General features: G+C 63.7%; 16 protein-coding genes. 7 read left to right on the top strand and 9 right to left on the bottom strand.

Annotation, left to right across the window (positions count from 1 at the left end):
- Window positions 1–105: 105 nt before the first annotated feature.
- From U1737_RS19345 to U1737_RS19325, 5 genes are all read left to right on the top strand, one after another.
- Complete coding sequence (locus tag U1737_RS19345) at window positions 106–582, top strand: hypothetical protein (protein ID WP_332797920.1); 477 nt, start codon at window positions 106–108, stop codon at window positions 580–582.
- An 83-nt stretch (window positions 583–665) separates the two neighbouring features.
- Complete coding sequence (locus U1737_RS19340; protein ID WP_332797919.1) at window positions 666–1,400, top strand: cytochrome b/b6 domain-containing protein; 735 nt, start codon at window positions 666–668, stop codon at window positions 1,398–1,400.
- Window positions 1,397–2,098, top strand: coding sequence for a VIT1/CCC1 transporter family protein (locus U1737_RS19335; protein WP_332797918.1), 702 nt, complete (start codon window positions 1,397–1,399; stop codon window positions 2,096–2,098). The genes U1737_RS19340 and U1737_RS19335 overlap by 4 nt, the downstream gene beginning before the upstream one ends.
- Before the next feature lie 105 nt (window positions 2,099–2,203).
- Window positions 2,204–3,031 carry a universal stress protein gene (locus U1737_RS19330; protein ID WP_332797917.1) on the top strand — a complete coding sequence of 276 codons (828 nt, stop codon included), beginning with the start codon at window positions 2,204–2,206 and terminating at the stop codon, window positions 3,029–3,031.
- Entirely contained in the window at window positions 3,028–5,574 is a 2,547-nt protein-coding gene (locus U1737_RS19325) for a cation-translocating P-type ATPase (protein WP_332797916.1), read from the top strand. The genes U1737_RS19330 and U1737_RS19325 overlap by 4 nt, the downstream gene beginning before the upstream one ends.
- Before the next feature lie 1,153 nt (window positions 5,575–6,727).
- On the opposite strand, the gene U1737_RS19320 is transcribed toward U1737_RS19325, so the two are convergent.
- Window positions 6,728–7,198, bottom strand: a complete 471-nt coding sequence (locus U1737_RS19320) for a group I truncated hemoglobin (RefSeq protein WP_248520416.1) — start codon at window positions 7,196–7,198, stop codon at window positions 6,728–6,730.
- A 12-nt stretch (window positions 7,199–7,210) separates the two neighbouring features.
- Complete coding sequence (locus U1737_RS19315) at window positions 7,211–8,107, bottom strand: DUF3034 family protein (RefSeq protein ID WP_332797915.1); 897 nt, start codon at window positions 8,105–8,107, stop codon at window positions 7,211–7,213.
- Between the two features lie 139 nt (window positions 8,108–8,246).
- Here U1737_RS19315 and U1737_RS19310 point away from each other — a divergent pair, with 139 nt between their 5' ends.
- Complete coding sequence (locus U1737_RS19310) at window positions 8,247–8,846, top strand: methylamine utilization protein (protein ID WP_332797914.1); 600 nt, start codon at window positions 8,247–8,249, stop codon at window positions 8,844–8,846.
- Complete coding sequence (locus U1737_RS19305) at window positions 8,846–11,185, top strand: putative bifunctional diguanylate cyclase/phosphodiesterase (protein WP_332797913.1); 2,340 nt, start codon at window positions 8,846–8,848, stop codon at window positions 11,183–11,185. Before U1737_RS19310 ends, U1737_RS19305 begins: the two co-directional genes overlap by 1 nt.
- 228 nt (window positions 11,186–11,413) lie before the next feature.
- On the opposite strand, the gene U1737_RS19300 is transcribed toward U1737_RS19305, so the two are convergent.
- The 7 genes from U1737_RS19300 to U1737_RS19270 form a co-directional block, all read right to left on the bottom strand.
- On the bottom strand, window positions 11,414–12,658 hold the full coding sequence (locus U1737_RS19300; RefSeq protein WP_332797912.1) for a PQQ-dependent sugar dehydrogenase: 1,245 nt from the start codon (window positions 12,656–12,658) through the stop codon (window positions 11,414–11,416).
- A 160-nt stretch (window positions 12,659–12,818) separates the two neighbouring features.
- Complete coding sequence (locus U1737_RS19295) at window positions 12,819–14,600, bottom strand: GH39 family glycosyl hydrolase (RefSeq protein ID WP_332797911.1); 1,782 nt, start codon at window positions 14,598–14,600, stop codon at window positions 12,819–12,821.
- A 159-nt stretch (window positions 14,601–14,759) separates the two neighbouring features.
- Complete coding sequence (locus U1737_RS19290) at window positions 14,760–15,629, bottom strand: alpha/beta hydrolase (RefSeq protein WP_332797910.1); 870 nt, start codon at window positions 15,627–15,629, stop codon at window positions 14,760–14,762.
- Between the two features lie 8 nt (window positions 15,630–15,637).
- Window positions 15,638–15,886 (bottom strand): hypothetical protein, encoded by a 249-nt coding sequence (locus tag U1737_RS19285; protein WP_332797909.1) that lies wholly within the window; start codon window positions 15,884–15,886, stop codon window positions 15,638–15,640.
- Window positions 15,887–16,356: 470 nt separating this feature from the next.
- Window positions 16,357–17,247: an ATP-grasp fold amidoligase family protein gene (locus U1737_RS19280; RefSeq protein WP_332797908.1), complete on the bottom strand. Its 891-nt coding sequence runs from the start codon at window positions 17,245–17,247 to the stop codon at window positions 16,357–16,359.
- 18 nt (window positions 17,248–17,265) lie between these two features.
- A complete protein-coding gene (locus tag U1737_RS19275) occupies window positions 17,266–20,448 on the bottom strand; it encodes an efflux RND transporter permease subunit (protein ID WP_332797907.1) in 3,183 nt (1,060 codons plus the stop codon).
- Complete coding sequence (locus U1737_RS19270) at window positions 20,445–21,725, bottom strand: TolC family protein (RefSeq protein WP_443027161.1); 1,281 nt, start codon at window positions 21,723–21,725, stop codon at window positions 20,445–20,447. Before U1737_RS19270 ends, U1737_RS19275 begins: the two co-directional genes overlap by 4 nt.
- Window positions 21,726–21,736 lie beyond the last annotated feature (11 nt).

Raw genomic sequence — 21,736 nt, 5'->3', positions numbered from 1 at the left:
TTTGATCTTGTTCGTGATCGTGCTGGGCGTGAACCTCATGCCGGCGTTCGGCCCGCTGACTGGGTCTATCTTGTGCTTTATGGTCTAGGCACGCGGATGCCCGCGGTGGCAATCATTCTGATCGGAACGCTTGCCGCCGCGTCCGGTCGCTTTGCCCTGGCCCACGCCTCCCGCATGCTTGGTCGGCGTGTCCCGGTACGTATCCGCGGCAATCTGGCGGCAGCACGCTACGCGCTCGAACGGAACAAACCCGGCGGACTCCTGGCGCTGGGATTGTTTGCGCTTTCACCGTTGCCGTCGGCGCAGCTATTTGAAGCGGCGGGCCTCGCTCGCGTCCGTCTCGCTGGCTTTACCGGCGCCTTCTTCGCGGGGCGGATGGTGTCTTATTCGATCTACGCGGTAACGGCCAAGGGTATGCAGAGGACGTCAATGGGCGATCAGTTCCTGAAGACGTTCACCAGCCCGGCGAGCATTGCTATCCAGGTGTTCATGATCGCAGCGCTGGTCGTATTAACGCGGGTGGACTGGCAGAAACGGCTTGGTGGTAACCGCTCTGAAGGAACGGCAGCGCCAAACTGCTGATCGACGGTGTCTGACGAGATTGCCGGCCGGGTCAGGTTTTCGTCAGGAGTTCAGCGGATTTCGTTACCTCCACGGAGGTGACAATGCCCAACCTTTCGACGCCCCCCCTCTCGTCTGCGGCCCTACCGTCGCCCGCGCGTATTCGCGTGTGGGATTTGCCGGTGCGCCTGTTCCACTGGCTGCTGGTCGCGACGATCCTGATCGCGTTCCTATCGTCGGAAGAGGATAGCGCGCTTGCGGCGTGGCATGTGCCGGCCGGATGGATCGCCGCGATCCTCATTGCATTCCGGATCGTTTGGGGTTTCGTCGGCGGAGAGCACGCACGCTTCAGCGATTTCCTGAAGCCCCGTCAGATCGCGCATCACATCAATGGTCTTTTCTCCGGTAAGGCTGGGCGGTCGATTGGCCACAATGCTCTTGGCGGCCTTGCGATCATCGCGCTGCTCGGGACGGTGGCCGGCATCATCTACACTGGCGCCGCGATGCAGCGCGAAACCGAAGGCGGCCTCCATCAGGCGCTGGCCAACGTCCTGCTCGGGCTGATCGCACTGCATATCATCGCCGTCATCGCCATGTCGCTGCTGACGAAGGACAATCTGATCGACGCGTTTATCACCGGGACGAAGCGCGCTGATCTACACCCCGGCGTGGAGGATGCGCGTCCTCCGGCTTCCCTGGCGCTACCCGTCGTGGCGATCGTGATCGCGGGAACTACGTATGGAGCCATGGTGGTCGACCCATTAGCGTTCACCCCCGGTGCTCATGCCGATGCGGGGGAACGCGACGGCAGTCCCGAAAAAAGGCGAACGCCGCGATGACTAGGTTGCACTTTAACGCTGAACGCCATCTGGTGTCCCGTATCGGCTGGCTCCGTGCTGCCGTGCTGGGGGCCAACGATGGCATCGTCTCGACCTCAAGCCTCATTATTGGCGTCGCGGCTGCGGCCGCGAAACCTGGTGACATTCTGATCGCCGGCGTGGCCGGGTTGGTCGCGGGTGCCATGTCGATGGCCGCCGGCGAGTATGTCTCTGTCAGCAGTCAGGCCGATACCGAGCGCGCCGACCTAGCCCGTGAACAAGCAGAATTGGCGACCGACGTCGCCGGTGAGATCGAGGAACTTGCCTGCATCTACGTCAATCGCGGCGTCGATGCCGCCACCGCGGACATCGTGGCGCGACAACTGATGGCCAAGGACGCACTGGCGGCGCATGCCCATGACGAACTCGGCATCTCCGAGATGACGACTGCGCGCCCCGTCCAAGCAGCGCTGACGTCGGCGGCAACGTTCACTGCGGGGGCCGCCTTGCCCCTCGGCATCGTAATTTTTGCGCCAGGGACCTGGCTGGTCGTCGTCGAGGCCGTTGCTTCGCTGTTGTTCCTGGCGTTGCTGGGTGCGGTAGGCGCGCGCGCAGGTGGCGCTCCTGTCTGGACTGCAACAATCAGGGTCACCTTCTGGGGCGCGCTAGCGATGGCGCTGACGGCGGGGGTCGGTCGGCTGGTCGGAACGGCCGTGTGAGCCGGCACCGAGCCTCTGATCCGCGCAAACGGCAGCGCATTCAAGCAGGCCGTTGCTTGCGACGCGGTGCGCTCTCTCCAAGCGAAAACCAAGGGTACACCGATTATGGTCAAGGACATCCTGCTCGTCGTCGAAAACTCGGCTCACGCTAATCCGCTCATCCGATTTGCAGTGAAGATTGCCGAGCGAATGGCTGCTGATCTGACGATCGAGATCCTCACCCCCAATCCCGTCTTGATTCCGGCGCTCGCGTCGATGACGGCAATGTACATACCGGAATGGACCATGGACGAGGAGCAGGCTGCGCGGATCAAAAAGGTGTCCACCATGGTCGCGGGATCGACGGCGTCGATCCGTGTGCTTGGTCTACATGATGATATCCGTGCCCTGGTACGACGCGCCGGCCGCGCTGGTCCTATTGCGGATATGGTCATTGTCGGTGGCGAGGCGCTTTGGGAAACGCAGTGGCTGCGGCTCCATGTAACTGAGACGATCGTCATGGGCACAGGCGCCCCGGTCCTGATCCTGCCTAAGGGCAAGGAGTTCACCCCCGTGCAAAACGCGGTCCTGGGCTGGAAGGACGGTCCGGAGGCGCGTCGCGCTTTGAGCGACTTGGTCATGCTGGCCGAGCCGGCTGCCAATGTCACCGTCGTGACGATTGGGGGATATGGCGATGAGGAGAAGCTAACCGCGCAGAGCGGCGCAGACGTGGTCCGTCATCTTGTTCGGCACGGTCTGCGTGCAGAGTGGATACAGCTCCGCGGCAATGTGCGTCCCGACGCGGAAACGCTCGAAGATTTTGCACTGAAGAAAGATACCGACCTGCTTGCTGTCGGGGCGTTCGGACATTCCAGGGTCAGGGATATCGTCTTCGGCGGCGTTACCCGCAGTTTACTCAACAAGTCGCGTCTACCGATCCTGCTGTCGCGGTGACGGACGGCATCCCTATCGGCTTGAGCGTTCAGGCGGCGGCAGCACGGCTCGCGACCGACGGCCCCAACGAGCTTCCGCGCGCGCGCGGCAGATCTGTATTGCGGATAGTGATGGAGGTGATGCGCGAGCCGATGCTGGCGCTGTTGATTGCTGGCGGCGGCGCCTATCTCCTGCTCGGCGACCGGACCGAAGCATTGATCCTACTTGGCTTCGCGACATTGTCGGTCGGCCTGACCGTCATCCAGCAGGCTCGAACCGAACATGTGCTGGAGGCTTTGTGCGACCTGTCGGCTCCGCGGGCCGTCGTGATCCGGGATGGCACGCGCCTACATGTCGCTGGGCGGGACGTGGTATGCGATGACCTAATCGTGCTGGAGCAGGGTGATCGCATCGCCGCCGACGGCATGTTGATGGAGGCTGCGGATCTGCAGACTGACGAGTCGCTGCTTACGGGTGAATCGCTCCCCGTCGGTAAGGTCGCCGGCGATACCAGGAGCATCGCTGGTACGCGTCGTCCCGGCGGCGATGGCCAACCTTATGTCTATTCCGGGTCACTGGTCGCGCGCGGTGCAGGAATTGCGCGGGTGATGGCGACCGGACCTCGTAGCGAGATCGGCCGGATCGGGCAGTCGCTCGCGACCCTGGAGACCGAAGCCCCGCGCCTTCGCTTGGAGACGACGCGGATCGTCACATGGTGCGCGGTCGGGGGCGGAATCGTAGCGTTGCTGGTCGTGCTGCTCTACGGGTTTATGCGCGGCGGGTGGATCGAGGCGCTGCTTGCTGGCATCGCGATCGGCATGTCGTTGCTGCCCGAAGAGTTTCCCGTCGTACTGACGGTGTTTCTCGCCATGGGGGCCTGGCGGCTCGGCAAGGCTGGGGTGCTGACCCGCCGCGCCGCGGCGATTGAGACGCTGGGATCTGCAACCGTGCTATGCAGCGACAAGACCGGGACGTTGACCGAGAACCGGATGTCGCTGGCGGCGCTGTGGCTACCAAACGGCGAGACGATCGAAACGGGGCCTGGTGTCGTCATACCGGACCTATACCATCTCTTGTTGAAAACGGCGGCCGCGGCGAGTGCGCCTGACCCTACTGATCCGATGGACATAGCTCTGCACGACGCGCGCCGGGCAGTTCCATCGATTGCGGCACCTGGCGGCACGCTGGTGCACGCCTACGGCTTGCGTCCGGATCTTCTGGCGATGTCGAACATCTGGGCAGACGGCGATGCGCTGAACCTGTCCGCCAAAGGCGCGCCCGAGGCAGTGGCAGATCTGTGCGATCTATCGGACGAAGGCCGTTTGGCAATGACAGCTGCCGTGGATTCCATGGCCATACGCGGCATACGCGTACTTGCAGTCGCTACCGCGGTGCCCGGCGCGCGCGACTGGCCGGCTTCCCAGCGTGGCTATACCTACACGCTGACCGGGCTGGTCGGGTTAGCCGATCCGATCCGGCGCAGCGTCCCCGCTGCGGTGGCCGAATGCCGACGCGCCGGTATCCGCGTCGTGATGATCACCGGCGACTATGCCGCCACCGCTCGAACGATCGCGACACAGGCCGGGATCGCCCAGGGCGAGGTGTTGACCGGCACCGAGCTGTCGACGCTCGACGACGCCGAACTTGCCGACCGATTGAAGACCGTGACGGTCTTCGCTCGGATTCTTCCTGAACAGAAGTTGCGGATCGTGCAGGCCTTTAAGGCCGATGGCGAGGTCGTTGTGATGACTGGGGATGGCGTCAACGACGCGCCCTCGCTCAAGGCTGCGCATATCGGCATCGCGATGGGCAAGCGCGGCACCGACGTTGCGCGCGAGGCGGCCGCGATCGTCCTGCTTGACGACGACTTCGGATCGATCGTCGAGTCCGTCCGGCTTGGTCGCCGGATCTACGATAATATCCGTAAGGCAATGGCCTTCATTTTTGCGGTTCATGTCCCTATCGCAGGACTTGCCCTGCTACCCTTGTGTTTCGGGCTGCCGCTTATCCTCGGCCCGATCCACATCGCTCTTCTGCAGATGGTGATCGACCCTGTCTGCGCGCTCGTCTTCGAGGCGGAGCGCGACGAGGGCGACGTCATGACGCGCGCGCCGCGGAACCCCGCCGAACCGCTTTTTTCGCTGAGCATGATGGCGTGGAGCGTGTTCCAGGGAGGCATCGCCTTCGTAATGCTTGCAACCGTCGTCTTCCTGAAGACGGGAAGCGGAATGCCCGAGATGCAGCTTCGTGCGCTGGTGTTTTTCGCAATGGTCGCAGAAATCGTCGCGCTGATCATGGTCAACCGGTCGTTCCGCGCAGCGCTGGGTGAGGCGCTAGTTCGGCACAATGCAACGCTGCGCTATGTTTTCGTCGCCATCGCCAGCGTGACCGCCGTGATCCTGTTCGTCCCGCGCGCGCACGCGCTGTTGAAGTTCGGATCGCTCGACTGGACAGATCTGGCGCTTGCGACCGGCATGGGTATCGTTCTCCTAATCTTGCTCGAGGGTTCCAAGCCATTGGTGCGCTGGCTTGCGGTCCGGCGGTTTCGAAGGCAGGCGGCATAAGGCGATATAAAGTGCCTTTGGCTGCGAATTTCTCGGATCGACTTGTTAAGATTCAGGGTCGCAGGCGCCGCCGTCGCGCAGATCATTATCGTGAACATCGTTAGACGGTTTGCGTCCGTTACCGTCATCACCTATTTTGCTCCATCTCAGAACATCTCGCCCTGATCACATAAAAGCAGAGCCGCGTATTTTAGCGCACCGTGATCCAGAGAGGTCGTGACATCTGGTTGCTTTTTTCGGTTCGATATCAGAAGCTTAAGGCGGGTATTCGTTGAACCAAATAATGGCGTCAGCAACGACAGTGGGTCGAGAAATTAAAGCGGTTGCACGTCCCCGCAACCACCCTTACAACGACAACGCCGCCCCCGCGGGCGGCGTTGTCGTTTCTTACCCGCTGATATTTGACTGCGGTGGTCGGCGTGATGCGGCAGCGTCCTTACCGCTCCACACGATACAGGCCGCATCAAAGGCCTTGGCCAGGAGATCGTGATAGACGCGACATGCACCACAAGTACGGCAGCTTGAAAAGAAACTGATGCGGATCTTCTCTGCGTATGCTTCGGCGCCGAGCGACGTGCGAAGTGCCGCAACCTTGCTGCGTAACCGGTCCACAACCACCGGGTGTGGAAGGGAAGCCTTATAGTTGCTACACCTCCGTAGACGAGGAAGCGGGGCTCGGAGTTGGGTTGGAATACGCGCATAAATGGCGTGGGCTCCGTGACACGGCAAATCCCGACGGAACCTTCGACGAGGTCCCGCATGAAGACAGCCTCACGATTGTAGTGGCAAAGACTTTCTCGCTGACGGGCAACTGATGCTGAGCGGACACCCGCAGCACGATTGAACGCATCAAAATTGTTGGCCAAACAGCCGATTGACCCGCGATTACGGCGGTGTGGGACTGCCGTCTTTTGGTATATGACGGCAAAGAACAGGCGGTCCTCAATCGGCAAAAATTTAGTCTCCACGAAGGCTAACTTGGCCGCTTCAGGAAAGCCCGGTTTCCGCTAAACCGGCCATTCCCCGGTAAAGGTGACGATCGGCAGGAAAGTCTCAAACCCTGCCGCTCCGACGATCGCTGCCGCAATGTAAACGAGCGGCCGAAGTTGGGAGCCAAAAAGAGCTTCTGAATGTTTGGGATTAGGTCAGTTTTCTAACGGGTGACCACGTTCGGCTTCATTACCGCAAGCTTGGCGAGGAAGGCGTTTTGGGCTGGAAATGTCACACCCTCGTGACGCATGGCGGCCTGAAGGTTTTCAACCAGCGCATTCATGTCTTTGGCCTGGATCCCGAGGTTCTTGTGCGCAGTCGCCATATCGCGACCGGTGTAGTGGCAGCTGCCGTTCAATAGGACGCAAAACTGCTCCTTCAGCGTGCGGCGGAGGCGGATCATGTCCTGCCCCTTGAAGATGTCGCCGATCCGCGGATCGCCTTGGCTCGTCGTTACCAGATCGTCGACGATCCGGTCGATACCGGCCACGCCGTGAAACGCCTCGAGCATGGCAACTCCCTTGAACCGACTGCCGCCGGCATTGGTATCGCTAACTGCATAGGGCGCGACCGGATCCTCGCCCGTCGGCGCGGGTGCCGTCTGGATGAGGAGGAACAGGGCAAGCAGAAGCATGGGAAACGTCCCTTAGAAGGCGGTCTGGAGCGATAGGAAGCCGCCGCGTTGGCGCTCCGCCGTCGCGATCGATCCGAGATCGACATAGGCCGCAGTCGCGGTCACGTTTTTGTTGATCGCATAAGCGGCATAGGCGGTCTTCCACTCATTCTCTTTGGCAAACCCTAGATTGTCGGGTTTCGACCTGTATTCGCCACCGACGATTAGTTGGCGCGAGATCTGATAGCCGAGCGTGCCCTCGACCTGGACGGTGCGGTTTGCGCCGCGATCACCACCGAACCCGAGCAGGCCGTTCTGGTTGGCCTTGGTGTAGCGGATGGTGGTGCCCAGCAGGATGCTCTGCCGCAGGAGGAGCTTGGTGGCAGCCACATAGATATCGGTGCCGCTGGCGTGGCGCCCGCCGACCGCGGCGACAATCCGCGGATCAAGATTGTGCTTGTACTGCACGCCGATCGCGATCTGCGGCAGGTAGGCGCTGCCATAGATTGCATCTCCGGCGACACGCAGCTTGGCACCGAACACGTCCTGATTGAGCGTATAGCCACGGCCGATACCAAGCTTCTCACCGACGTCCCGAGTGTCAAGATTCTGTCGGGCATAGCTCAGTTCTAGCCGGTCGCGAATGCCGATAGCCGCGCCATGGCTTTCCCACCGATAGTCCGGCAGCAGGATGGCCGAGACGTGCGCGGACCCGCCGATCCCATCGACGGTTTCGTTACCGGCGATCACCGCCCAGGTGGAGATGCCGCCGCCCGAACTGCCCTCAATCGAGCTGACGCCGTTGGTCAGCATCAGCTTGCCGCCCGCGCGACCCTCGTGCGCCTCGGTTGGGGTCGCTGTCACGACGGCGGTCGCCACTACGGCCTTGGCGATGTACCCGGCGACGGTCGAAGGCGAAATGCGAATCATCTGGCATCCCATGGAGACCATTGGTTAATTCTCGGTCTCCCATGCCCGGCCATCATCGCGTAGCTTGGTCAAAAGTGACGTGTGCGAGCATCGATGACGTTTACGGGTTCGCAATCTTCCGACCGTTAGAGGACGGTCTATGCACGCTTCCGTCTTCCGTCTGATTTCGATGATCGCCGCGCTTGCGTTGCCCATGGCTGCGCATGCCGCCACGGTGGCGATCGATGTCCGTGGCTTCGACGGGAAGCCTCTGATCGGCGCGGTAGTCACGATCGAGACGCCTAAAGCGCCGGGGGTGACGGTGCGCGGGCCTTATCTGATCGAACAGCGCGACATCGCGTTTCAGCCGCATGTGCTGATCGTCCCCGTCGGCGCGACGGTCGGCTTCCCCAACCGCGACCGGGTCCGTCATCACGTCTATTCGTTTTCCAAGACCAAGAAATTCGACCTGAAACTCTACGGGCGAGAGGATGCGCGGACTGTCCTCTTCGATCGTCCGGGCGTGGTCCCGCTCGGCTGCAACATTCATGATTCGATGAGCGGGTTCGTGTTCGTCACAGCCACGCCGTTTGCCGCAGTGACCGACCAGGCGGGGCATGTCAGCATTACCGGTATACCCGCGGGGATTGGCACGGTCCGCGTCTGGCACCCTTCGATCCGCGCGCCTGGCAGCACCGCGTCCCAGCCGATCGACGTCGTCGCCACCGGCTTTGCCACGACCTTCGTGCTGCACCGGTGATGAGTCTGCGCCCGCCGCGGTTCCGCCATCTCCGGACCAAGCTGTCGGTGCTGTATGCGAGTCTGTTCGCGGTGACCCTGGTGCTGCTCGCTGGCGTCGCTCAGGCGATGATCTGGACGCACGCGCGTGATTCCGTGCGTCAAGAACTTATTGCCAGCGGCAGCGTCTACGACCGGATCTGGACACTCAGGTCGCAGTCGCTGATCGCGTCGGCCGACCTGTTATCACGAGATTTCGGATTTCGCGCTGCGGTTGCCAGCGGGGATCAGCCGACGATCGCGTCCGCGCTCGTTAATATCTCCCACCGGGCCGAGGTTACCGCCGCGTTCGTGGTCGATCAGGACGGTCAGGTTACCGGCCCCTCAGGCGCACTTGCGGCGACGGTCGCCCGGTTTCCCTTCGCGGTTCCGGACGGACGGCGCGACGCGGTGGTGGTCGTGGCGGGGCAGGTATACCGACTGATCCTGTCACCGGTGATGGCACCGACGCAGGTGGGCTGGGTGGTGTTCGCGGTGCGACTCGACGCCACCGAGATGCACGCGCTCGAACGGCTGTCCGCGATCCCGCTGATCGCGACCATTTTGCGCAGCGATGGTGCAGGGCGCTGGCACGCGGCAGACAGGTCGATCGGATCGGCGTCAGCGATCGACAATTTGGTTGATGCATCGCAATCGACGCGAACGCTTGCCACGCTCAACCTGTCAACCGGCCGCGCGTTCGCTATCGCCAAGCCGCTGGCCGGTCTGACGCGTCGACCGCAGGCGGCGATCCTGATCCGCTATCCGCTCAACGCCGCACTGACCCCGTATCTGCCGTTGCAGGCGGGCATCGCGCTTGCAGGGCTAGCCGGCCTGATCCTCGTCGTGCTCGGCAGCCGGCGTCTGGCAAGGGGGATCGCCGGACCGATCGCCGCGCTGGACGCCGCAGCGCGCGCGCTGGAGGAGGGGAGTCGAGCCAATATCGTCGTGAAGGGTCGCGACGAGATCGGCAGGCTCGCCGCCAGCTTTAATCGGATGTCGGTCGGTATCCTCGACCGTGAGAACCGGATCACGCATCTCGCATTCCACGATGTCCTCACCGGCCTGCCAAACCGGACCTATTTTCGCCAGTCGCTCGACCGGGCAATCCTTCAGGCCGGGCGTACCGGCGGAGGGATAGCGGTGCTGTGTCTCGATCTCGATCGCTTCAAAGGCGTGAACGACACGCTCGGCCATCCAGTCGGCGATGCGTTGCTGAAAGCGATCGGCACGATGTTGAGCGAGGTTGCGCCCGACGGGCTGGTCTCGCGGCTTGGCGGGGACGAATATGCGGTGATCCTGTCGGGCCAATTTGATGCCGATCGGCCGCGCGTGCTCGCGCAGAGCATTCTTGACATGATGCGCCAGCCCGTCGAAGCCGATGGCCACCAGATCGCGACGGCGGTCAGCATCGGCATCGCGATCGGTCCGGTTGACGGCAAGGACGCAGATGAACTGCTCAAGAATGCCGATCTCGCGCTGTATTTTGCGAAGGAAGACGGTCGCGGTGTGTTCCGCTTCTTCGAACCCGCGCTCGACGCCGCGGCGCGCTGGCGTCGGCAAGTCGAACTCGACCTTCGCGAGGCGATCAAGGAAGGCCAGTTCGTCCTCAACTACCAGCCAGTGTTCGACCTGAAAGCGGACCGGATCGGCGGGTTCGAAGCACTGGTGCGTTGGCATCACCCGCAGCGCGGCATCGTTCCTCCCGTCGAATTCATCCCGATCGCCGAGGATACCGGGCTGATCATCGCAATCGGCGAATGGGTCATGCAAGAGGCCTGTCGTCAGGCGATGCACTGGCCCGAGCATGTGCGTGTCGCGGTCAACGTGTCGCCGCTGCAGTTCCGCAACACCGGATTCCAGGCGATCATACTTCAGGCGCTCGCCCATAGTGGCCTGGCGCCCGACCGGCTCGAGATCGAGATCACGGAATCGGTGTTCCTCGACGGCGAGGGGCCGGTGATTGCGTTGCTGCACAAGCTGCGGGCGATGGGGATCCGCGTCGCGCTCGACGATTTCGGCACCGGCTATTCGTCGCTCAGCTACTTGCGCAGCTTCCCGTTCGACAAGATCAAGATCGACCGCTCGTTCATCACCAGCATCGCCAGCGATCCGAGCGCCGCGGCGATCGTCCGCGCGATCGTCGACCTGGCGACCGCGCTGCACATGGAAACGACCGCAGAGGGGGTCGAAGATACCCACCAGCTCGACCTGTTGCGCGGCGAGGGCTGCGGTAACATCCAGGGCTACCTATTTAGCCGGCCAGTTGAGAGTTGCCGTATAGCCGGGCTGCTCGAGAATAGAATCAGCCGGGCAGCCTAGCGGATAGAGAAGCGAGCATCCCATCCAAGCGACGCACGGCACTTAACACTGGTAGAATCGTTGACAACAAGCGATCACGAATTTTTACTACAAGTTTGCAAGCGGGTAAGGGCGCCCAAATTCCCGCAACTGGGTCCATGTGGCCTTTAAGTCGTTAGTCGAGCTATAAACCACGCGTCGGACCTAGCGCCCCTCGGCAGATTTGATGCTGCTACCCCTGTCGAACGCTCACCCTGCGCGATTGGATGACAGGCGGAGCAGTCGCCCGCCAGGTCCGTCTTCCAGCAGCCATAGCGCCCCGTCCGGGCCGGCCATGACCGCGCGGATCCGCGCGCCCATCGTCCACCGCTCCGCTTCGCTGGGGACCGCGCCGTCGAATGCGATGCGGATCAGCGCTTCCGATGCCAGTCCACCGACGAACGCGGAGCCGCGCCACTGCGGAAACATCGTGCCGTCATAGAAGGTGAGCCCGGCCGGCGCGATGATCGGGGTCCAATACAGCGCCGGCTGCTGGAATTTCGCCTTGCCGACAGGAGAGGCGATCGGCGTATCGTCGTAGTTTTTGCCGTACGACACGACCGGCCACCCATAGTTCTTGCCCGGTTCGATCAGGTTCAACTCGTCACCGCCCTGCGGACCCATTTCGGTCGACCAAAGGCGACCTTTCGCATCGAACGCCAGCCCGTAGGGGTTTCGATGACCGGTCGTCCATGTCTCCGCCTGGGTCAGGTTCGGGCCTGGTATCGTGGCCTTGCGTACCGGCGCGGTCGCGGCGGAACCGGTATTTGCCGGCGGATCGATGATGCCAATCGTCGTGGCGCCAACCTTACCCGCGCCGGGGTTGCCGGGCGCAGGCTTGCCGTCCAGCGTCAGTCGCAGAATCTTGCCAAGCGCCTGGTCGGGGTCCTGCGCCGGGGTAAACCGCTGCCTCTCGCCGGAGGTAAGGAAAAGATAGCGCCCGTCCGGTGAGAACGCGATGTAGCCGCCGAACTGCCCGCCATTGCCGCGGGGCAGTTGCCGCCATAGGAATTGAAGGCCTTTGAGCGTCGGTCGAGCCGCGCCGAGATCGAGCGTTGCCCGGGCAAGCGCCAAGCCATCGCCGCCTTCGCCAGGTTCGGAATATGTAAGATAGATTTGCCGGCTCTGCGCGAAGTTCGGCGCAGTGGCGACGAACAGCAATCCGCCCTGTCCTTCAAAGTGTACGCGCGGCACGCCAGTGATCGGCGTTTTTACGCCCGCCGCGGTGACCAGCCACAACCTGCCGGGTTTTTCGGTAACCAGCATTCTCTGATCCGGCAGAAAGGCCAGCGCCCAAGGCGAATCAAACGAGGCGACGGGATTGATCTTAAAGGGCTTGGATGCGGTGGGGGTCGCCGTCCCGTAGTTGACCGGCAACGCGGATGTGTCGGGGCCGGCTGGCGCCGAGGCGGGGGCCGTCGGCCCACACCCGATCAGCAGCACCAGCGGAGCCATGGATATTCTACGATAGTCAGGCACAGGCGATCCTCTCTCGGTGGGCGGGTCTGTGCCACATGCACTTCCGCGACCCGCAATTATTCGTCGAAGGCGTATTGTGGCGGTTTAATTCGATGCCCGTCCAATCGAGGCCCGCAGATCGCGACCGCCCGGCGTCTCATCGACGGCTGCTCACGATCCGCCGATGTCCGGTTTCACGCGAGGCTGGGGTAATGACCAGTAACGAGACGCCTTGGCGCGGCAGGTCGAACGTCAGCTTGGCGTCACCACTGCGAGCCATAAGCTGCTTGGGTTTGGGGTTCATGGTCGCGAGTTCGGCGGCCTTCAACAGCGCGGCACGCTGTTCGTTCGTCGGGGCGAGCGGCGATCCCATGGCCTGCCAAACGGCGAAACTGTTCGAATGGCTGGCGTCGATCCGGTAGTGGGTCATCACCGCGCCCCTGGCAAAGACGCCCGGCAATCGGTGAAGCCGCAGTTGTACCGCCGCTTTCGGCCCCGGTAGATCATCGTCGTGATAGTGCCAGACGAGGACCGACAGCGCGTCGCCGTCGAGGCTGGCGATGCTGCCGACATCCGCGATGCCGCGCACGCCGTCGCGCATCACGGTGTCCAACGCGACCTGATGGTCGGACACGGCCGGCACGTACCGACCTTTTATTCGCGCGAACATCTTGAACATGTTCATGATCGGCAGGTCGATGCCGTTCGAAGTCAATTGGCGAAAGCCTGCGAACGGTGCCTGATCCTCGAACTCGAAGGCCCATGACAGGATGCCTTCGAGTTTGAGGTGACGGCGCTCGGCAAGCGCAAGCAGCCGCGGGAACGATGCGGCGGTGTAGCTCGAATACATGGTTCCGTTGCGGTAAGCGTTGGCCGGCCCCTGGCACGCCGCGCAGCCTTCAGGATCGGATTCGCCGATGACGATCGGTTTGTCTCTGAATGCCGGGTTGGCGCTGATCGCCGTGAACTCGTGCTCGGCGGCTTTGAGGTGGGTGTTCAAGCCCATGCGGACATGACCGCCAGTCCCATCCTCGACGAGTAGGGGCTGACCCTTTGCATGGAAGGACAGAAAGTCGGTGGGCGTGCCCGACGCCTGTACGTGTGCCATGAATGCCGTAAGAAAATCGTCGCCGGCGCCGGCATTGTCCGGTCCTCCGACGCGCGCCTCCGGCATCGCCCGCCGGACGCCGCGGACCGCGGCATCGTGAAGCCGGAAGAATTCCCCACGCGTACCGCCCCAGTAATATTGCGGCAGATTGGCTTCGTTCCAGGTCTGGAAATACCAGCTCGCGACGTCTTCGCGGCCATAGCGGTCGATGCAGTGACGCACCCACTGATAGATCAATTCCTCCCACCGTCCGTAGTCGCGCGGCGGATAGGCCCAGCCGGTGCGCAACGCGCCGCTGCCCGGCCGCCAATCATGCTGATAGGGGATCGGCTTGGTCGACATCGCCTCGGGCATGAAACCGAGCTCGACATAGGGTTTGACGCCACGCGCGCGGTACGTGTCGAAAATCCGATCTACCACGGTCCAGTTGTAGACTGGGCGGCCGCGCGAATCTTCCGAATAGATACCAGTGGACCCCCATTTCAACGCAGGGGTGCCATCGCCGGAGGTGAAAAGGTTATGGGCGCGGAAATATACGTGTTCGGGCGCGAGTTTGCCTAGCGTCGCCAGCGTCGTTCGCCCGTCCTTCATCGTCGCATAGTTCGGCTCGTCTGCGCCGAAGAACCGCCACACCGGTTCGACGGGCCGTTCTGGGCGACCGGCATCTACCTCTACGACCACGGAAAACGCGTCGGCTGCATGGGTCGGATCGGCTCTTGCGGGCGCGAAAACGGCGATCGCCGCAGCACCGAACATCATCATCCGCATCATGATGCCATCACCTGTTCCTGCGGAAGCAAACACGATGCGGACGATGTCGTCTTCGACCACGCGAACATGTCGACGGCGGACATCATGACCCGAACTGGATACTGGAATGGACAGCGGATTTCACGCGAGTTGCCGAAGTCCGGCAATGCCGGTGCAGTGGTGGAGACGGCAGGGCGCGGCCCGGGATGCTCGGTCCGATCGAGCGGTACCATCTGCACCTCACTTCGCCGTTCGGGGAGCAAGCCAGCCGCCGTCGGCCAGCCAGTCTTGCAGGCGATCCGGCCAATGCAGGATCGAGATTCGATCCGACTCGTCGAGGTTGAACGCATGGCCGCTATCTGCATACATGTGCAATTCTGCCGACACGCCGCTCTTCCGAAGCTGTTCGTAGAGCGCGACCGTGGGTGCCGCACAGCAGGGATCGCGACTGCCGGCGACCAGGAAGGCCGGCGGCGCGTTCTTGACCGCGGCGGCTGGTATCCCACGCGGTCCGGGGAAGACGAGCACCTGGAAATCGGGGCGGGCGGATTGTTTGTCGACGGCATCGACGGCGGTACGTTCCGAAGGCGCCGGATTGTCCGCGATCAGCGACACGAGTTCTCCGCCGGCTGAAAAGCCCATCGCACCGACGCGCGCCGGGTCGATGCCATAGTCAGAGGCATGTGCGCGAACCCAGCGCAGCGCACGCCGCGCATCGTCCGCAGCGTCGCCCTCGACCGAGTATGTCGAGCCAGGCTCGTTCGCGAGCCGGTATTTCAGCACGAACGCGGTAACTCCCATGCGATTTAGCGCGGTCGCGACCTTGGTGCCTTCATTGGTCCACACGAGCAATTTGTGGCCGCCGCCCGGCATGATCACCACCGCCGCGCCGTTGCGATGCGCAGGTGCGGCGGGGAAGGCGATCAGCGACGGATCGTGGATGTTGCGAACCCAATAGTCGCGCGCGATCTCGGCCTCGCCACGGTGCGCAGATGATCCCGGCGCGCCGTTGGGCCAGAGCTTGATCACAGAGTAGTGCGGCGGTTGCTCGGGAGCGGGATCCTGCGCTCCCAGGGGCGCGCTTACCAGCAGCGCAAGTGCGATGAGCACGGCCCGTTTCACTTGGCTTCACCCGTTGCGGCCACTGCGGCACGCGCGGTCAGGGTAGAAGCCTGGGTCGCGCTTGCTCCGGGAAGTCTACCCGTACCAATGACGAGCGGGTCGGGCTGCGCCAGGGCGGCGATAGAAACCATGACATGCGCCTGCGCCGGCGCGGGCGAGATCGTGCAAATCGTCAAGGTAGAGAGGTACGAAAAAGGGAGCCCAATCCATCGACCGACGGCTTTCATGCGGGTGCCGAATCCCATAGCCGCTCTCCCACTATTATCGTTTTTTCCATAGATATCGATAGCGCTACCATAGTCCAATGGTTTCTGATCATTTCCGAACGATGATGACTTCACTGTCAACGAATGCCACTTGGGATCTACCGCCCAAGCGGGAGGGCTACCGCGACACGTCCTCAAACGACCGCACTGGCCGCTATCCTCGCAGTCACGATAGTAATGACGGAGAGAGAAGCAGCCAAAAGCATCATGGCGCGAAGATGAACGAGCGTCTGAAGTCGCGAAGCGCGTGAGGGCGTGCGAATGGCCGACTATGGTTCAGCCGTTCCGGCTATCCGGTCAGCGTATGGAGATAACTGTTTTACGGACCTGATCCCGTCGCCGTTAAGAGCAAGAATCTTGTTAGCGGAATTTCGACCATATCGACCGACGTGGCTCCTTCACGTTCAGGATTGAACCGGGCCTCAGCCGAGACGCCGGTTGGCAGTTACCTAGTCGACGCCGATTTGATTCCAATGATCACCGAGCAATTCGTCCAATCGAGGCGGATCGAACGGATCAAGGCCTGAGCCGGGGTAAAATGTCATTTCGCCAAATCGGGGTATGATGCCTGCGTCGTAGAAGTCGACACGGACGAATTCGAACCCGCGTCCCAAGGCTTCTGCCCCCTCGACCATGAGTGGCAAGCTGATCGGCGGCCGGACATCGAGACGATCGGCATCGGTCGACATGCCGCGCCAATCCCGATCGAAGATCACCCATCGGTGGCATGTCTCACGAGCGACGTGAACCTGGATCGCCTCGACCCGGCCGTGAAACACGTAAAGCTTGTAATCGATCGGCAGCGCTGGTCCCTCGCCGACAAAGGGTTCGATCAATATGCCGCGCGGCACATCACGATAGCCCCATTCGTCGAGCCAGAGGCCGTAGGGCCGTCGCATCCATGCCGCTGCCGCTGAGCGGACGGCGTTCCAGTCATCCGACGCATCGCGGACGATGCGGCACTGGTTGCAGCCGTGACGCGATTTCACGACGAACGGGGCGGGAAAGGGGATCCGGTCAGGCAGCACCTCGCCCGACCAGAGGGTGGGGGTCACCCAATCCGCACCAAGCATGGCGGCGACGAACGGCTTTACGGCTATTTTGTCGATCATCTGCGGGATGCGAGGATCGCGGTCGATCAATTTGCGTCGTTGGACGAACTCGGTGAACCGTCGCGGTCGGTCGATCGACAATCGCCGCCGGTGCCGCCACCAATAGGTCAGGTGCACGCGGACCCATGCGGCGAGTGCTGGCGCCGGGCGCGCTTTCTCGCCGAAGCCCGCGAGCGAAGACGTTCGCGGCCATGTCACCGGAAGCGTTGCGGTGGTGCCTGGGATCACGTCCGTCTGCATCGATGATCAGAGGGCCGGGTCTACGCGTTCGGCCTGCATGTCGGGCGCGCGCTCCCGGACCAACCAACGATACAGGCTCGGGAGCAACAACAGCGTCAGCAGCGTCGACGTGACGATCCCGCCGATCACCACGGTCGCCAACGGGCGCTGTACCTCGGCGCCGGCTCCGCTCGCGATCGCCATCGGGACGAAGCCGATCGAAGCCACCAATGCAGTCGACAGCACCGGGCGGAGGCGGTCGCGTGCACCTTCGCGGACTGCATCGTCGACGGTGCGCGGGTCGCCGTCGCGGCCGTCACGCAGGGAGTTGATGTGGTCGACCAGCACCAGCCCGTTAAGCATCGCGATCCCCGACAGCGCGATGAAGCCGATCGCCGCGGTGATCGAGAACGGCATCCCGCGGAGCCACAGCGCCAGCACGCCGCCGGTCACCGCGAACGGGATGCCGGTATAGACGATCGCCGCCTCCTTCACGCTGCCGAGCGCGGCGTAGACCAGCAGGAAGATTAGCACGAGCGCGGCGGGTACGACGATCGACAGGCGCTTCTGCGCGGCTTCCAATTGGTGGAACTGGCCGCCGAACTCGATCCGGTAGCCCGGCGGCAGCTTGACCTGGCCGTCGACCGCGGCGCGCGCTTTCGCGACGTAGCCGGCGAGATCGCTGGTGTTGAGCGTCACCATTAGCGCGGCGCGGCGCTTGCCGCCGTCGTGCAGGATCGGCTCGACCTTCGGCATCACGCGCAGCCGGGCGACGCGCGACAGCGGCACCATGCCGTATTCGCCGACGCGCAACGGCAGCGCGAGGATCGCGGCAGGATCGGCGCGCAGGTTTTCGGGCATGCGGACGACGATCATGTGGCGCGCCTCGCCCTCGGGGATGAAGCCGACTTCCGCGCCGGCGATCGCATCGGTGATCGCCCTATTGACCTCGGCGGTGCCCAAGCCGAGCCGAAGCAGTGCCGCGTGATCGAGTTCGACGACGATGCTTTTAGGGCGACCGGCGGTTTCGAACTCGACATGCTCGGTGCCGGGTTGCTTGTCGAGGATCGCTTTCGCCTGCTTGGCGGCGCGTTCGAGGACGTCGTAATCCTCGCCGAAGATCTTGACCGACACGTCGGCGCGGACCCCCTCGAGCATCTCGTTGAAGCGCATCTCGATCGGCTGCGCGAACTCGAAGCTCTGGCCCTTGTAGACCTGCCGCCCGATCTTCTCGATCCCCGCGACCAGTTCGTCCTTGGTCTTCGGCTTGCCGTCGCCGGTCGGCCAGTCCTTCTCGGGCGCGTAGAAGATGTAGAGATCGTTCTCGTTGGGCGGCATCGGATCGGTGGCGACCTCGCTGGTGCCGATCCGCGAGAAAGTGTGGGTGACCTGGGGGAATTGGCGGCGGATCCGGCGTTCGGTCTCCTGCTCGATGCTGAGGCTTCGTTCGAGCGACATGCCGACCGGGCGATAGACCATTGCGGTGATCGATCCCTCGTCGAGCTGCGGCGTGAACTGCGAACCCAGCGTCTTGAATACGCCGAATGTGACCGCGAGCATGACCAGCGCGCCGATCACCAGCAGTTTGGGATGGGCGAGCGCGCGCTCCAGCGTCGGTGCATAGCCGCGCTCGGCAAGTCCGATCAGCCCCTTGTGGCGGCTGTCGTCCTTCTCGCTCGCCGGTGCGCGCAGCAGCCAGGCGGACAGCGCGGGGACGACCGTGAACGTCCAGACGAGGCCGGCGAAGATCGCGAGCATCACCGCCTGTGCCATCGGTTGGAACAGCTTGCCCTCGACTCCGCCGAGGCTGAGCACGGGGACATAGACGAGCGCGATGATCGCGATCCCGAACATCGTCGGGCGCGCCACCATCCGCGCGGCATCCGCCACCGTTTCGCGGCGTTCGTCGGGCGTGAGGTCTTCACCCTTGGCGCGGCGGCGTTCGCCGAGCAGCCTCAGACTGTTCTCGACCACCACGATCGCGCCGTCGACGATCAGCCCGAAATCGAGCGCGCCGAGACTCATCAGGTTTCCCGACACGCCGATCGCATGCATCCCCGACACCGTGACGAGGAAGGCGAGCGGGCTGACGATCGTAACGATCAGCGCCGCGCGCCAGTTTCCCATCACCAGCAGCAGCACGAGCGCGACCAGCAGCGCGCCTTCGCCGAGATTATGCTCGACCGTCGAGATCGTCCGGTCGACCAGGTCGGCGCGGCTATATTGCTGGTGGACGATCATGCCCTTGGGCAGCGTCGACTGGATATCGGGCAGCGCGTCCTGCACCCGCAGCGCGACCTCGCGGCTGTTCTGCCCGACCAGCATCATGACGGTGCCGAGCACGGTCTCGCGGCCGTTCTGCGTCGCGGCGCCCTGGCGCGGGGCGGCGCCGATCACGACGTTGGCGAGATCGCGGACCTGGAGCGGCAGGACTCCGCCCGCGAACTTGACCGGGATCGCGCCGATATCGGTCGCGCTCGTCACACGGCCGTTGGTGAGGACGGTGAAGCGCTCGGCGCCGCGCGCGATAATGCCGCCGCCCGCATTCTCGACGTTCTTGCCGACCGCCTGCGCGAGTTCGGCTGCGGTCACGCCGTGCATCGTGAGGCGGCGCGGATCAGGTTCCACGACGAACTGCTGTTCGAGACCGCCATTGGTGTTGACGTCGGCGACGCCGGTGACCGCTCGCAGCATCGGGCGCACGGTATATTCCTGCGCCTCGTACAGCTCCATCAGCTGGCGCTGCGCATCCATGCCCACAGGCGGCCGCTGCCATTCGAGCGTATAGTAATAGATCTCGCCTAAGCCCGTCGTGATCGGCGCGAGCTGTGGCGAGGCGCCTGGCGGCAACTGGTCGCGGACCGCGTTCAGCCGCTCGGTGACGAGCTGGCGCGCGCGCATCTGGTCGGTGCCGTCCTTGTAGAGCAACGTCACCTGGCTGAGCCCGGTCTTGGTCAGCGACCGGGTTTCCTCGAGCCCCGGCTGGCCCGCCATCGCGCGTTCGATCGGCAGCGTCGCGAGCCGTTCGATCTCCTCGGGCGCCAGCGCGGGGACCATCGTATTGGCCTGCACCTGCACCCCGGTGATGTCGGGAATCGCGTCGATCTGGAGATTGGCGAACGACCACAGGCCGACCGCCGCGATCAGCGCGGTCACCACCGCGATCGCCAGCCGACGTCGCGTGACGAAATCGAGCAGACCGGCGATCATCGGGCGAGCGCGTTGCCGCCGTTGAGCGCACGCAACTGGAGCAGCGCCTCGAGCACCTCGCGCCGCGTGTCGAGCACCGCGTTGGTCGCCTCGATATAGGATTGCTGCATCTGCATGTAGATTGCGAGCGGGATCGCCCCGAGCTGAAAGTTGCGGTTGGCCTCGTCGGCGGCATCGGCAAAGCTGCGCGGCGTGGTGCCATCCCATTTGCCGAGCGCGGATCGCTTCGCCTCATATTGCGCGGCCTGGTCGAACACGTCGCGCGCGATCCGGCGTTCGGCGTTGACCAGCGTCGCGTTCGCCTGCGCCTGCCGACCTTGTTCGACCGCGACCTCGCCGGCCTGCCGGTTCCACAGCGGTATCGTCGTCGACAGGCGCACGCCGTAGTTGGTCTCGCGGATGTCCGATCGCGCACGGTCGTAATAGGGGCCGATGCCGACGGTCGGGATGCGCGCCTTCCGCGCGAGATCGACGCGCAGGCCTTGCTGCTCGAATTGCGCGCGGAGGGCCTTCAGCTCGAAATTGTTCGCGGTGGCGTTGGCGGCCAAGGTCGTGCCCGAGGGGAGATCGGGGAGCGACATGTCGGGGCGGACGATCCGCAGCCGCGCGGCGAACGGCGCGCCGCGCAACTGGTTGAGTTCGTACAGCGCCGAGTTCGCCTCGGCATCCGCTATCGCCGCGGTCCGCTCCGCACTGATCGCGCCGGCCTGGAGCGAGGCGGCTTCGAGGCGCGGCGCGGGGCCGGCGGGATCGCGCGAGACGATCACGCGCGCCAGTGCCCGCATCCGCGTCGCGACTTCGCGCGCGACACCCGCCTTCTCGTCGGCAGCAAACAGCGCATAGCCCAACGTCCGCGCCCGCGCCGCCAGCGTCGCGTCGAACTGCTGGAGACCCATCTTGGCGAGCTCCACCTGCCGTTCCGCAATCGCCCGGCGCAGCGCGATGCGGCCGCCGAACTCGATCGGCTGGACCACCGAGACGGCATAGGTCAGCCCGTCGCCGAGGGGCATGCCGGTGGTGCGGTCGTCGGCGCGGCGCTGGCCGAACTCGACGACTGTCTCGGGGTCGGCCCAGCGTCCTGCGGCGGAGCGCTCGACGCCCGCGGTCTCGATCTGACGCTGATAGAATTGCCGTTCCGGATTGTTGGCGACGACGTCCTGCGCGAGCCGGTCGAGCGAGATCGCGGTGCCGGCCGGGGTCTGCGCAGACGCGGCGGTCGGCATGACGGCGCCAGCCATGAGGGCCAAGGCAACAATCCGCATTACGTGCTTCTCCAAGGACATATCCC

This window comes from Sphingomonas fucosidasi (assembly GCF_036663855.1).
In the GTDB taxonomy this organism is placed as follows: Bacteria; Pseudomonadota; Alphaproteobacteria; order Sphingomonadales; family Sphingomonadaceae; genus Sphingomonas; species Sphingomonas faeni_B.
The sequence above is the reverse complement of the archived record's forward strand: the minus strand, read 5'-3'. Positions and strand labels throughout refer to the sequence as shown.

Coding starts and splice junctions, on each gene's coding strand:
- U1737_RS19320 (WP_248520416.1), bottom strand. CDS start 7,198: ATGCTTCTGCTTGCCCTGTTCCTCCTCATCCAGACGGCACCCGCGCCG.
- U1737_RS19340 (WP_332797919.1), top strand. CDS start 666: ATGCCCAACCTTTCGACGCCCCCCCTCTCGTCTGCGGCCCTACCGTCG.
- U1737_RS19275 (WP_332797907.1), bottom strand. CDS start 20,448: ATGATCGCCGGTCTGCTCGATTTCGTCACGCGACGTCGGCTGGCGATC.
- U1737_RS19285 (WP_332797909.1), bottom strand. CDS start 15,886: ATGGGATTCGGCACCCGCATGAAAGCCGTCGGTCGATGGATTGGGCTC.
- U1737_RS19300 (WP_332797912.1), bottom strand. CDS start 12,658: ATGGCTCCGCTGGTGCTGCTGATCGGGTGTGGGCCGACGGCCCCCGCC.
- U1737_RS19305 (WP_332797913.1), top strand. CDS start 8,846: ATGAGTCTGCGCCCGCCGCGGTTCCGCCATCTCCGGACCAAGCTGTCG.
- U1737_RS19310 (WP_332797914.1), top strand. CDS start 8,247: ATGCACGCTTCCGTCTTCCGTCTGATTTCGATGATCGCCGCGCTTGCG.
- U1737_RS19330 (WP_332797917.1), top strand. CDS start 2,204: ATGGTCAAGGACATCCTGCTCGTCGTCGAAAACTCGGCTCACGCTAAT.
- U1737_RS19315 (WP_332797915.1), bottom strand. CDS start 8,107: ATGATTCGCATTTCGCCTTCGACCGTCGCCGGGTACATCGCCAAGGCC.
- U1737_RS19335 (WP_332797918.1), top strand. CDS start 1,397: ATGACTAGGTTGCACTTTAACGCTGAACGCCATCTGGTGTCCCGTATC.